12 protein-coding genes and 1 pseudogene are annotated in these 12,204 nt (G+C 61.0%); 2 read left to right on the forward strand and 11 right to left on the reverse strand.

The features are described 5' to 3' along the window. Positions 1-323, forward strand: a pseudogene (locus ACRXB1_RS17960) (hypothetical protein); the annotation flags it as partial. A 6-nt stretch (positions 324-329) separates the two neighbouring features. On the opposite strand, the gene astE reads toward ACRXB1_RS17960, so the two are convergent. From astE to ACRXB1_RS18010, 10 genes are all read right to left on the reverse strand, one after another. Continuing rightward, positions 330-1,334 (reverse strand): succinylglutamate desuccinylase, encoded by a 1,005-nt coding sequence (astE, locus tag ACRXB1_RS17965; protein ID WP_449492738.1) that lies wholly within the window; start codon positions 1,332-1,334, stop codon positions 330-332. Between the two features lie 7 nt (positions 1,335-1,341). Next, complete coding sequence (gene astB / locus ACRXB1_RS17970) at positions 1,342-2,685, reverse strand: N-succinylarginine dihydrolase (RefSeq protein WP_449492739.1); 1,344 nt, start codon at positions 2,683-2,685, stop codon at positions 1,342-1,344. Between the two features lie 9 nt (positions 2,686-2,694). Further along, positions 2,695-4,170, reverse strand: coding sequence for a succinylglutamate-semialdehyde dehydrogenase (astD, locus tag ACRXB1_RS17975; protein WP_449492740.1), 1,476 nt, complete (start codon positions 4,168-4,170; stop codon positions 2,695-2,697). A gap of 21 nt (positions 4,171-4,191) precedes the next feature. Beyond that, positions 4,192-5,229, reverse strand: a complete 1,038-nt coding sequence (gene astA / locus ACRXB1_RS17980; protein ID WP_449492741.1) for an arginine N-succinyltransferase — start codon at positions 5,227-5,229, stop codon at positions 4,192-4,194. Further along, positions 5,226-6,281 carry an arginine/ornithine succinyltransferase subunit alpha gene (gene aruF, locus ACRXB1_RS17985; RefSeq protein WP_449492742.1) on the reverse strand — a complete coding sequence of 352 codons (1,056 nt, stop codon included), beginning with the start codon at positions 6,279-6,281 and terminating at the stop codon, positions 5,226-5,228. Before aruF ends, astA begins: the two co-directional genes overlap by 4 nt. Positions 6,282-6,325: 44 nt before the next feature. After that, on the reverse strand, positions 6,326-7,537 hold the full coding sequence (locus tag ACRXB1_RS17990) for an aspartate aminotransferase family protein (protein WP_449492743.1): 1,212 nt from the start codon (positions 7,535-7,537) through the stop codon (positions 6,326-6,328). A gap of 106 nt (positions 7,538-7,643) precedes the next feature. Continuing rightward, positions 7,644-8,561 (reverse strand): GlxA family transcriptional regulator, encoded by a 918-nt coding sequence (locus ACRXB1_RS17995; RefSeq protein WP_449492745.1) that lies wholly within the window; start codon positions 8,559-8,561, stop codon positions 7,644-7,646. A 64-nt stretch (positions 8,562-8,625) separates the two neighbouring features. Next, positions 8,626-9,441: an ABC transporter ATP-binding protein gene (locus ACRXB1_RS18000; protein WP_062170110.1), complete on the reverse strand. Its 816-nt coding sequence runs from the start codon at positions 9,439-9,441 to the stop codon at positions 8,626-8,628. A 138-nt stretch (positions 9,442-9,579) separates the two neighbouring features. Further along, complete coding sequence (locus tag ACRXB1_RS18005) at positions 9,580-10,005, reverse strand: hypothetical protein (RefSeq protein WP_075359839.1); 426 nt, start codon at positions 10,003-10,005, stop codon at positions 9,580-9,582. Between the two features lie 37 nt (positions 10,006-10,042). Then, a complete protein-coding gene (locus tag ACRXB1_RS18010; RefSeq protein ID WP_082771435.1) occupies positions 10,043-10,930 on the reverse strand; it encodes an EAL domain-containing protein in 888 nt (295 codons plus the stop codon). Positions 10,931-11,368: 438 nt separating this feature from the next. On the opposite strand from ACRXB1_RS18010, the gene ACRXB1_RS18015 reads away from it, so the two are divergent. Next, positions 11,369-11,914 (forward strand): GNAT family N-acetyltransferase, encoded by a 546-nt coding sequence (locus ACRXB1_RS18015; RefSeq protein ID WP_075359840.1) that lies wholly within the window; start codon positions 11,369-11,371, stop codon positions 11,912-11,914. Here ACRXB1_RS18015 and ACRXB1_RS18020 read toward each other — a convergent pair. Beyond that, the coding region (locus ACRXB1_RS18020; RefSeq protein WP_449492744.1) for a hypothetical protein at positions 11,865-12,204 on the reverse strand (340 nt) is incomplete at its 5' end. The genes ACRXB1_RS18015 and ACRXB1_RS18020 overlap by 50 nt on opposite strands.

Here is a 12,204-nt window from a genome sequence, read left to right on the forward strand (position 1 = left end):
TAGGCGCGGTCGCTGGCGGGTGTCGCGGCGTCGGCGCTCGTACCGCAGGTGGATGGATCGCTTTCGATCAACCGCAAGCACTGGCCCGAAAACGCCTACTACGGCCCGGGCAGGTTCAATACTTCGAGGAAAAGAAGTTGCCGCACGTGCGTGTCGGCGACAAAGCCGAAAGCCGCGAGCTGCTCGCCGATGTGAACCCGGCCTTCAACTGGGTCCGGCTCGGGCAACGCGTGCCCGTGCGCATCCGCATCGATGAAGTGCCGGACGGCTTGATCCTCGCCGCCGACACGACGTGTACGGTAACCGTCACGCCTTCGAGTTGAGCGCGTTCAGCCCAGCGCCTTGAACGTGTCTTCAGTTGTATCGATGACCATCAATCCCGCTCGCAATCCCGGCTTCACCGTCGGGTTCGGGAACACGATCCGTTCTTCATTGCGCGTGACTTCGTAACGGTAATCGCCATCTTCCGCGAGCAACGTGCCGCGTTCGAAAGGCGTGAAGTTCGCGACGTCGCCGGCAACGTGCAGTTCGAGCGCCTCGCTTTGCTTGGTGATCTGGCCGATTACGGTGAAGACCTTCAATGTATCGCCCGACTTCGGCACCGGCGGCTGCGCGGCGATCAGGCGGCGCAAGGCTGCATCGGATGCCGCGAAGCGCGTCAGGTCGTTGTGCCCGAACGGACGCACCTTGCCGAGTTCGAGCGTGCAGGCAAGCGCCCCCGATTGTTCCGCCGTGAAATGCGTGAACGTGTTCGACTTCTCTTTGTGTAAAAGCACCGCCGACAAACCCGCGTCCTGCAACCAGTCGAACATCGCTCGCGACAACGGCGCGCCCGTGTACGGCAGCAAAGCGAATTGCTCGAACACAGAAGGACGGATGGCCGTATGCATGTCGATGTGCCACTTCGCTTGGGTGGAATCGGCCTCAGCAAAGAACGCACGCGTCACACCTTCCAGCTCGACCGCACGCGGCGATTCATGACTGGTTGCGAGCGTCAGATGCCGGCCGTTGAACAGGCGGTTCAGATCGTCATCGCGGTAACGGCACGATTCGCGCATCGCGTCGATGTTGCCGAAGATCACCAGCAAGCGGCTCTTCAACGGTGCTTTCCCGCTGGCAATGTCCGCCACGAGCATGGAAAGAATCTCGATGGGCGCGGTTTCGTCGCCGTGGATTCCCGCCGATGCCACCACGCTTGCCTTGACTTCATGATCCGGCTCGAAGCGCACTATGCCATCGCCAAGCCACGTCCACTTCACGCTGTTGGGCAATGTGCCCTCCGTCAGCGCAGGCTTTTTTCCATCGATGACAAAGTCGAGAAAGTTCGCGAACATGGTGGTCTCAGCGCTGGAAATCATAGAGTGTACCCAGCTTAAGGATGCCGGTGAGCGCATCGAGGGCGGCACGCGACTCATCGAGCAGTTTGGGATCGGCAAGATCGGCTGGCGCAACACGATCACGATAATGCGTGTCGATCCATGCATCGAGCTGCGCGAAAAGTGAATCGTTCATCCAGACGCCGGGGTTCACCGCGGCGCGTTCCGCGTCGTTCAGTACGACGCGCAAACGCAAGCAGGCCGGACCGCCGCCGTTCTTCATGCTTTCGCGCAGATCGAAAACGAGCACGTCATCGATTGACGTATGCCGCTCGCCCAACGCATCGAGGTACTTGGCCACGCGCGCGTTCTCGCGACATTCCTGCGGCACGACAAGCACCTGGCGGCCATCGGGACGCGTGAGCAACTGACTATTGAACAGATACGACGATACGGCATCGGCCACGCTGACTTCGTCTTCCGGCACTTCGATTGCGGTGAAGGCGCTGCCGTGTGCATCGAGCTTGACGCGGAGCTGGTCATAGACTTTCGTCTGGTCGAGAAACGCACGTTGATGGCAGAACAGCGTGTTGCGGTTGCCCACCGCAATCACGTCGTTGTGGAACACGCCGGCATCGATCACGTCGGGAAGCTGTTGCGCGAAGACCGTGGAGTCGTCGGAGAGGCCATGCAGCCGTGCAACCGCGCGGCTGGCCTCGAGCGTTTGACGTGCGGGAAAGCGCTTCGGCTCGGCCGCGCCCTGACCGTATTCGCTGCGGCCATAGACAAAAAACTCGACGCCCTTCTCGCCATATTCGCTGCAAAAGCGCGTGTGATTTGCCGCGCCTTCGTCGCCCAAAGCGGGCGTACCGGGCAGCGCGTGATGAATCTTGAAGCGTTGTTCGTCGGCGAAAATCGATGCAAGCGAACGCCGCGTCTCTTCATGCTCGATCGCGCGATGCAGCTTCGTGCTGAGATTGGCGGGCGTGAAATGGACGCGGCCGTCGTTCGTATCCGCCGATGGGCTGACGGTCGCGGCGTTCGCCGTCCACATCGCGGACGCCGAACTCGCCGCCGCGAGCAATTCGGGCGCTTCGCGCGAAGCACGTTCGATGACTTCGGCATCCGTGCCCGTGAAACCCACGCTGCGCAGCAACTTGAGCGATGGCCGCTCGAGCGGCGGCAACACACCTTGATGAAAACCAAGGTCCGCAAGCCGCTTCATCTTGCGCAAGCCCTGCTTTGCCGCAGCCTTCGGATTCGCCGCCGACTTCTCGTTGTTGCGCGACGCGACATTGCCGAACGACAACCCCGCGTAGTTGTGCGTCGGGCCGACCAGCCCGTCGAAATTCGCTTCGAATGCTTGCATCGTGGATCCTCAGAACTGAAGGCCGGGCGAGACGCTCGCGGGCATGAGCAACTGGGTGCTTTCGACCGACGCCATCGGGTACGAACAATAATCCGCCGCGTAGAACGCGCTCGGGCGCTGATTGCCCGAGCGGCCGATACCGCCGAACGGCGCCGCTGATGACGCGCCGTTAGTCGGCCGGTTCCAGTTCACGATGCCCGCACGAATGGTGCGCTGGAAGTGCGTCCACGTGGCGGCGTCATCGGCTAACAAGCCGGCAGATAAACCGTAGGCTGTGTCGTTCGCGCGTTCGATCGCCTGATCGAAAGTGGCATAGCGCGTGAGTTGCAGCATGGGTCCGAAGTGCTCTTCATCAGGCACGTTCTGCGCGTTCGTCACGTCGACGATTGCCGGCGTGACATAACCCAGCTCCTTCGATTGCTGTTTCATTTCGAGGAGCGGCTTGCCGCCCGCTTCGACCAACTGTTTCTGCGCCTGCACGAGCTTCGACGCCGCTCGCGACGAGATCACGGCGCCCATGAACGGTTGCGGATCGGCATTGAAGGCGCCGGTCTTGATCTTCGATGTCACATCGATCAGGCGTTGCGTGAAGCGTTGACCGAACGCGTTATCGGGGACGAATAAACGGCGTGCGCACGTGCAGCGCTGTCCGGCCGAAAGATATGCCGACTGGATCGTGTGATGCACGGCGGCGTCGATATCTTCGACTTCAGCCACGACCAGCGGATTGTTACCGCCCATTTCCAGCGCAAGCACGATCTCGGGACGCCCGCCAAATTGCCGATGCAACAATGCTCCGGTATCCGAACTACCGGTGAAAAACAAACCATCGATCTGCCGATGATTGGCCAGCGCAATGCCCGTGTCCTTTTCGCCCTGAACGAGATTCAGCACGCCTGAAGGCAAGCCAGCCTGCGCCCACAAACCAGTGGTAAGCGCGGCCACGGCGGGCGCGAATTCAGACGGTTTGAACACGACCGTGTTCCCTGCGATAAGCGCCGGCACGATATGCCCGTTCGGCAAATGCCCCGGAAAGTTATACGGCCCGAACACCGCCACGACACCATGCGGACGATGCCGCAAAACCGCGACACCATCGGCCATGTCCTGCCGCTTTTCGCCGGTTCGCTCGTGGTACGACTTGACCGAGATATCGACTTTTGCGGCCATAGTCGCCACTTCCGTACGTGCTTCCCACAATGGCTTGCCCGTTTCATGCCCAATGGTATTGGCGAGCGTTTCCTTGTTCTCGTTCAGCAGCACAGCGAAGCGTCGCGTGATTGCAATGCGTTCGTCGAGCGGCAAGGCGGACCACGAAGCAAACGCACGTCGCGCTGAGAGCACGGCGCGGTCAACGTCTTGCGTCGATGCGCTCGCCCCTTCCCACACCACTTCGCCGTTACCTGGATTGCGCGATGCAAACGGCGTACCGCCGCCATTGCTCCACGCGCCATCGATAAACAATTGAGTCGAAATCGTAGTCATGTTCCTGTCCTTAACTTGCGGTCAACTTGCGTTCTTCTGGCGCGGTTGCGAGGCCAAGACACGCACCGTATCGCCTGCTTTCACGCGCAACGCCGCGGCTTCGTCTTCGGTCAGCAAGAACGATCCATCTTCCGGAATGCCGAAGGTCGCACCGCATCGGAAGTCATCGAGCGATGTATTCGATACCAGGCTTCGGGCCTCGCCGTTCTCATGACGCTCGCCAACGCGCACCTTCACCAGCACGCTTTCGCGCACCGTGCGCAAGTCCGCCGTGTGGCATTCGAGGACGGGACCGGCATCGAAGATATCGACGTGATTTTCATAGCGCAGCCCTTCCGTTTCGAGCATCTTGCGCGCGGGCATGGTGTCGCGATGTGTGAGGCCGACTGCCGCTTGCGCGTCATCCGGCAGCATCGCGAGATAGACCGGATAGCGCGGCATCAGCTCGGCCAGGAACGACTTCTTGCCGTGCGAACTCAGATAGTCCGCTGCGTTGAAATCGATCTGGTAGAAATGCGAGCCGACTGCCTGCCAGAATGGCGAGACGCCGTTTTCATCGAAATGACCGCGCAGTTCAGCGCACAGACGCTCCGGAAAACGCTCGCGAAATTGCGCGATAAACATGAAGCGCGAACGCGACAGCAAACCACCTACGCCTGCGGTTCTGTATCGCGGGCTCAGGAACAGCGAACAGACTTCGGCATACCCGGTCAGGTCGTGCGAGATGTTGAGCAGCGACATCTTGGTCCACACGCCAAGATCGCGGCTTGCATGAACGACCGTCGACACCCGGTAGTTATAGAACGGCTGCTCCAGTCCCACTTCCGTTTCGATGCCGCACACGCCGGCAATATCGCCGGTCGCCGTGTCTTCCATTGCAAACAGATAGCCGGCTTCGTACGGCGCTGCTTCATTGGCGAGCGTGCGTCTTGCACGTTCAACGCGTGCCGTCAGCGCATCGCGATCCGGCTTGAAGGTGGTGAGTCCGGGTCCGGTTTCGTGCGCGAGCGCCACCAGCGCGTCGACATCTCCAGGCTGCACGCAGCGGACAACGATCATTGCAACTCTCCCGAAGCTTGATGAAGCGGCACGCAGCGCACCGTGCCGGATGCTTTCACGCTGAGCGCTTCGCGAATCTCTGCCGACAACGGCGCACCGCCCGCACGCGACGACGGCAGGTTGACCAGCGTGCAGCGAAATGCGTGCGCGCCGCCGGCCGCGACCAGATAGGGCGTGCCTGAAACGCCAGCGTCGTCCGAAGAATCGCTCACCGTGCGCACTTCATTTGCGAGCACCGACGCACTGCGCTCGACCGCGACGGTCAGCACCGGACCGGCATCGAAGATATCGACAAAACGATCCGGCTCGAAACCTTCTTCAAGATGGATGTCATACGCGAGCAATGCGCCGTCGTCCGGCTCGCCCAGCACGCGTTGCGCTTCGGGCGGCAACAGCGGAACATAAAGCGGATAACTGGGCATCACTTCCGCTATGAAGGTCCGGCTCCGGCCGCCGGATTCAAGCTCGACCTGCTCGAAGTCGCGGCCGAAGAATTTGCGCCCTACCGCCTCCCAGAACGGCGATACACCCGCGTCATCAGTCACGCCGAGCATCAGCGAGAAGACGTCGTCGGAGAAACGCTTGCGGTTCGCGGCAACGTAAATCATGCGTGCTCGCGAAAGCAGATGCGCGGCGGCATCGTGCGTGCTCTCGCGTATCGACGGATCTATATAGAAGCCCGTCAGGCGGCTCTTGCCCGTGAGCTCATGCGACATGGTGAGCGCGTGGATCTTGCGGTTCACCTTGAGTTCACGCGACGCATGGATCAGCGCGTCATTGCGAAACGCGTAGAACGGTTCGGAATATCCCGCCGATGCCACGATGCTCGACGTGCCGAGCAACGCACCCGTCGCCGTATCCTCGAGCACGAACAGATAAAACTCTTCACCGGGAAACTCGACATCGGCGCGAAACGAATCTTCGGAGAGCGCGACACGTGTCTCGAGAACGCGCCGGTCGCGCGGCAGCGAATGCAGCACGGGATGCGCGGCATGCGCCATACGTTCGAGCGCGTCGAGGTCGGCGAGTGTTGCAGGGCGGACGATCAGCATCGGCGATTCCGTTGGGTTGAAAGAGGCCGAAGACAGGCGCACGTTCACTGCGCCACGTCGGCGATAGCTTGTTCGATACGCGCGAACCCTTCGTCGAGATCGGCGATCGGCATGATCAGCGACGGCGCGAAACGCAGCACGTTCGGTCCGGCGATCAGCATGATCACGCCGCGTTTCGCGGCTGCGGTCAGCACGTCCTTTGCGCGATCCTTATAGGCATCGGCAAGTTCGGCGCCGATCAGCAGACCCTTGCCACGGATTTCCTTGAACACTGAAAAACGTTCATCGATACGCTTCAAATGCGCCTTGATGGCATCGCTGCGTTGCTGCACGCCTTCGAGCAAGGATGGATTGCTGATCAGCTCGACCACTTTATCCGCGATGGCCGCGCCCAGCGGATTGCCGCCATACGTGGTGCCATGCACGCCGACCTTGAAATGCGCGGCGATCTTGGTCGTAGTGAGCATTGCGCCGATTGGAAAGCCATTGCCGAGCGCCTTCGCGGTCGTCAGGATGTCCGGCGTCACGCCATAGCCCATGTACGCGTAGAACGTGCCGGTGCGGCCCACGCCCGTTTGTACCTCATCAAAAATCAGCAGTGCGCCGTGTTGATCGCAGGCGTCGCGAAGACCCTGGAGGAACGCGGGGTTGGCAGGCAACACGCCGCCTTCGCCCTGGACCGGTTCGACGATCACCGCGCAGGTTTGCGGACCGATCGCGGCACGCGCCGCCGCAAGATCGTTATAGGGCAGATGGGTGATGCCTTGCGGCGTCGGGCCGAAACCTTCGGCGTACTTCGGCTGACCGCCGACGCTGACCGTGAACAGTGTGCGGCCGTGGAACGATTGGGTGAACGAGATGATTTCGACTTTCTGCGGACCACTGTTGTCGATCGCGTAACGGCGCGCGAGTTTGAGCGCGGCTTCGTTCGCTTCGGCGCCGGAGTTCGCGAAGAAGGCGCGATCGGCGAAGGTGAGATCCGTGAGGCGGGTGGCGAGGCGAAGAACAGGTTCGTTGGTATATCCGTTGCCGATATGCCAGAGTTTCTGGCCCTGGTCGTGGAGGACCTTGAGCAATTCCGGGTGCGCGTGACCCAGCGCCGTCACCGCGATACCGCCCGCAAAATCAATGTAGTCGCGGCCTTCCGTGTCCCAGACACGCGAACCGAGTCCGCGGTCCGGCACGAAATTCGCGGGCGAGAACAAAGGCACCATTACTTCATCGAAGGTACCGCGTGTCACATTCAGATCGGTCATGAATCGCTCCTTGGGCGGGATTTGCTGATCAGACCGATCGTAGCCCGCGGCGCAGTTCGCGTCTTGCGTGAACGCGACACGGTTCCACGGACATTTCAGCGCGCCATCAACCGGCGTTACGCTCGATCCAGTTGCGCCGCTCCTCGCGGGGCGTGACGCCGAATCTTTCGCGATACGCATTGGAGAAATGCGCCGCCGATGCAAACCCGCAAGCCAGGCTGATCTGCACGACCGACTGGCTGCTTCGTTGCAACTGGGTCCGCGCCTTGATCAGGCGGAGGTTGAGGTAATACTTCGCCGGCATTGCACCGAGATACTGTTTGAACAGGCGCTCCAACTGCCGCCGCGAGATGCCGACGAGCGCGGCGATTTCATCGCTGGCGAGTGGCTCTTCAATGTTCGCTTCCATCAGTTGCAATGCATCGTTCAAACGCGGATGGGGCTCGCCCGGAGCGGTCACGTATGGAATGCGCTGGCGTTCATCGCCGGAACGCAACGCGGTCACACCGAGCGCGTCGGCGATGCGCTCCACGAGTTCGCGGTTATGGTGACGCGCGATCATCGCAAGCATGAAATCGGCCGTGGCCTGGCCGCCGCAACATGTGGCGCGGTCGCGATCGGTTTCGAAAATCTGCTGCGAGACAATGCAGCTTTCGAACTGTTCCGTAAACTGTTGCGCCATGTCCCAGTTCACGGCGACGCGGTAACCATCGAGCAATCCCGCCGATGCCAGCCACCACGCGCCATGATGAATGCCGCTGACAAGCGGGGTGCTGGACGCGACGCGAGTGAGCGACTGAAGAAACGCGCGTTGTCCGCCAAGCGGGTGCAACCCTTCGCTCAGCACGATCAGCCAGTCGCATTCAATGTCAGCGCCGAATGCGGCCTGCGCCTTCAATGTTGCGCCGCCGCCAAGCATGACATCGCGGCCATCGGGAGAAACGGTTTGCCACGCATACAGCGCATTGCCATCAATTTCATTTGCGAGCCGCAATGTATCGATGACCGGTCCCACACCGCTCATCGAACATGGAGCGACCAGCGCGATGACCACCCGCAACGGCTGCGGCCCGACTACTGCCGGCACGTTACTTGAGGCTGCCGGACAGGAATTGGCGCAGCCGTTCGCTGTTCGGCCGGCTCAGGACTTCGGCGGGCGCGCCCTCTTCTTCCGTGCGTCCCTGGTGCAGAAACATCACATGATTCGACACGTTGCGCGCGAAGCCCATCTCGTGCGTGACGACGATCATCGTGCGGCCTTCTTCCGCCAGCTTCTGCATCACCTTCAGCACTTCGCCGACGAGTTCCGGATCGAGCGCGGACGTGGGTTCGTCGAAGAGCATCACGTCCGGATGCATGGCGAGCGCGCGCGCAATCGCGACGCGCTGCTGCTGGCCGCCCGACAAATGCGACGGATATTGCTTCTCGACCTTCGGCGCGAGCCCGACTTTCTCGAGACACTCGCGCGCGCGTTCGCTGGCCTCTTTCTTCGATAAACCCAGCACGTGCATGGGCGCTTCCATGACGTTTTCAATCGACGTCATGTGCGCCCACAAATTGAAATGCTGGAACACCATCGCGAGTTTCGTGCGCACGCGCTGAAGCTGCTTGTGGTCGGCGACTTCGAGGTTGCCGCGGCTATCTGTTTTGGTTCGCACCGGTTCGCCGTCGACGATGATGTCGCCCGCGTTCGGCCGCTCAAGGAAATTGATGCATCGCAGGAAGGTACTTTTGCCCGAGCCGCTCGACCCGATGATGCTGATCACGTCGCCGGCGTTGGCGGCGAGGGAGACACCCTTGAGCACTTCGTTATCGCCGAAACGCTTGTGGATGTCGCGGGCGACGAGTTTGACCGCGGCGTTTTTCGCGGCGGCCGATGCTGCGGTTTGTGCGGATGTGTCCAACGCATTCTCCCCGGAGGATGAGTCTGAAGGGTCCGATCGATTCGATCATGGCTGCGGATTCTACCGAAACCGGCCGGCGCACTGGCATTGGGGCAAACGCCCTCGCCTGTCGCGCGGCCGGAATGCATCAACCATTCGTCAGTCTTTTTCAGGCTCGGCGGGAAGTACCGCGCGCACTTGCTGGGCCACGCGGCCGTTGGCGAGCGCAATGTCCGGGCTGCTTTGAAGCATCGGCAAGTACTGGACGTCGAAGGCGGCGTTGCGGTTCTTTGCGCCGAACATCGATGTCACGGCGTGCGCCATGTCGATGCGTGCGTCGGGCGTGGCGTCGGTGTCGTCGATCACGTCATCGAGCGCCGCGATCAGTGTCGATAAAGGCCCGAGCCATTTGAAAGCGCTGCCGTTGATCACGATCTGCAGGAACTCGGCCGGTGTGACTGCGCCGAATTCGGCTTCGTGCCGGGCGCGCAGTTCGTTGAGGAGACTACGGTGCAGGGCCAGTAGCGGATGGCGTACATCTTTCAGGAAAGCGGTCGCTACGGAGTCGGTCAATCTGGCGGTCATGGGCGGGGTTCCGAAATGGGAGTTCGATGCCCAAAGCCTACACCGTCACCAGTGTCCGTCCCGCATAACGAATAAAATCCGGCGCGCAAAGCGGTTCGGAAAAAAGCCAGCCCTGCCCGAACTGCGCGCCGCGCGCATGCAGATAACACGCCTGTTCTTCGCGCTCGATCCCCTCGGCCACGACCTGCACGCCAAGCGTTTGCGCCATGTCCACGATATGCGACGCCACGCTGCTGGACGCTGCGTCCTGGCCGACGGTATCGACGAAAGACTTGTCGATCTTCAGCGCGTCGACCTGGAAATTCTGCAAGTGCGACAGGCTGGAATACCCCGTGCCGAAATCATCGATATACACCGGATGTCCGGCATCGCGAAACGCCTGGATGACTTCCTTGGCGGCTTCGGCGTCGAGGAAACAGCGCTCGGTCGCTTCGATCCGGACCTGTCGCGGCGAAATCCCCGCGTGAGCCAGCGCGGGCGTCAGACGATCGAGAAAGCGCCGCGTGACGAGATCGGGCGCGCTCAGGTTGATCGACACATACATCTCGCTGTAACGCTGCAGGAATTCGCCGAGTTCGAACAGGATGGTGTCGAACACCTGGTCGGTGATCGCCTGGATCAGCCCGCGATTCTCGGCGAGCGGAATGAAGTGGTCGGGACGCACGATGCGGTTGTTCTGCTTCCATCGCACGAGCGCTTCGGCGCCGATGCATTGCCGTGTATCGAGATCGACTATCGGCTGATACGCCACAATGAACTGATGCCGGCGCACGGCGTCGCTGAGCTGCCCGAGCGGCGAGAGACGCCGGACCATCAGGAGGCCGAGCCATGCAGAAACAGCCAGGCCGCCCGCCAGTCCCGCGAAGAGCCAGTTCCAGGGACGAGTGCGCAGACGCGTGGTGCCGGCGAAATTGAAAGTGTTCATCGTGCGCGATTCTTCATGTCCGTCATGTCTCTCACGTGCCTCATGTACCTTTCGGTTCTTTTATGTCAGACGGAGTTGGCGCCCAAGGCGTCTTGCCGAGGCGATGGGATGAAACATTTGCGCTGAATGTGCAAGCTTGCGGCGTGTTCATGCCGTGCGGCAATTCACGTGCGCGTCACGCGGGCCTTCGCGCGCGACCGGATACCTTGCGATGAACTTGCAAACGACCCAGTGTAGCGGTCACGCATGCTTTGCTTCAATGCTTCTTCTATGACGAAATGCGCTCTTTGGTGGGCTGGCGCACGCCGGCTTCCATACTTTTGCCGCGCCGGTGTGCAGGTGTCTGGTAAATGGCGGATAAGGCCGGGAGTCGTGAGAAAATCGGGCATGTGTTTCATCGCTTACCGCTCCCTCACGCTCATCTCAAGGAGGCAATCAATGGCACTGGACGACGCAAGCGCTTTTACAATCCGCGACGCAACCGCCGATGACTTCGACGCGATCACGCGCATCTATGCGCATTACGTGTTGCACGCGCTCGCCACCTTCGAGGAAACACCGCCAGACGCGAACGACATGCGCACGCGGCACGCATCCATCACGAATGCGGGCTTGCCTTACCTGGTTGCGCAACTGCAGGGCGAAGTGGTCGGTTATACCTACGCGACGGCGTATCGGCCGCGCTCGGCTTACCGGCATACGATCGAAGATTCGGTGTATATCGCCGATGGTCACGGTGGCCAGGGACTCGGCCTCGCGCTCCTGACTGCGCTGATCGAACGATGCGAGGCAGGCCCGTGGCGGCAGATGGTGGCCGTGATCGGCAACAGCGGCAACGCGGGTTCGATCGCGCTGCACACGCGGCTCGGCTTTGAACATGTCGGCGTGTTGCGCAAGGCCGGCTACAAGCATGGCCAATGGGTCGATACCGTCCTCATGCAACGTTCGCTTGGCGAGGACAAGCCCCTGCTCCCTTCTCGATAAATACGAAATCGGCCGCTTTACCCGCAATCACATTTTTCAGCCAGAGCTTTATTTGCCCACTTACACGCTTGCTGCCGCCGTCACCGCCGAGATCGACATTCGCAAGAGCCGTTTCATCGCGCTGGCGCTGCCGGTTGCCGACCGCGCCGCCGCGATGCTCGAACTCTCGCAGCTGCTCGATGTTCTGCACTGACTTTTTCATAACAGATCGATTCAGCATCTCGATCCATTCAGCTTCCAGACCTAGGGCAATCTCTTGTTGCGACGGAGTTTTCATGTCTTTTCCTTTT

The organism is Caballeronia sp. M23-90, from assembly GCF_053574605.1.

Bases quoted from the DNA above. Each gene is read 5' to 3' on its own strand.
- aruF (WP_449492742.1), bottom strand. From the start codon at position 6,281: ATGCTGATCGTCCGCCCTGCAACACTCGCCGACCTCGACGCGCTCGAA.
- ACRXB1_RS17995 (WP_449492745.1), bottom strand. From the start codon at position 8,561: ATGAGCGGTGTGGGACCGGTCATCGATACATTGCGGCTCGCAAATGAA.
- ACRXB1_RS18005 (WP_075359839.1), bottom strand. From the start codon at position 10,005: ATGACCGCCAGATTGACCGACTCCGTAGCGACCGCTTTCCTGAAAGAT.
- ACRXB1_RS17990 (WP_449492743.1), bottom strand. From the start codon at position 7,537: ATGACCGATCTGAATGTGACACGCGGTACCTTCGATGAAGTAATGGTG.
- astB (WP_449492739.1), bottom strand. From the start codon at position 2,685: ATGCAAGCATTCGAAGCGAATTTCGACGGGCTGGTCGGCCCGACGCAC.
- astA (WP_449492741.1), bottom strand. From the start codon at position 5,229: ATGATCGTTGTCCGCTGCGTGCAGCCTGGAGATGTCGACGCGCTGGTG.
- astD (WP_449492740.1), bottom strand. From the start codon at position 4,170: ATGACTACGATTTCGACTCAATTGTTTATCGATGGCGCGTGGAGCAAT.
- ACRXB1_RS18010 (WP_082771435.1), bottom strand. From the start codon at position 10,930: ATGAACACTTTCAATTTCGCCGGCACCACGCGTCTGCGCACTCGTCCC.
- astE (WP_449492738.1), bottom strand. From the start codon at position 1,334: ATGTTCGCGAACTTTCTCGACTTTGTCATCGATGGAAAAAAGCCTGCG.
- ACRXB1_RS18015 (WP_075359840.1), top strand. From the start codon at position 11,369: ATGGCACTGGACGACGCAAGCGCTTTTACAATCCGCGACGCAACCGCC.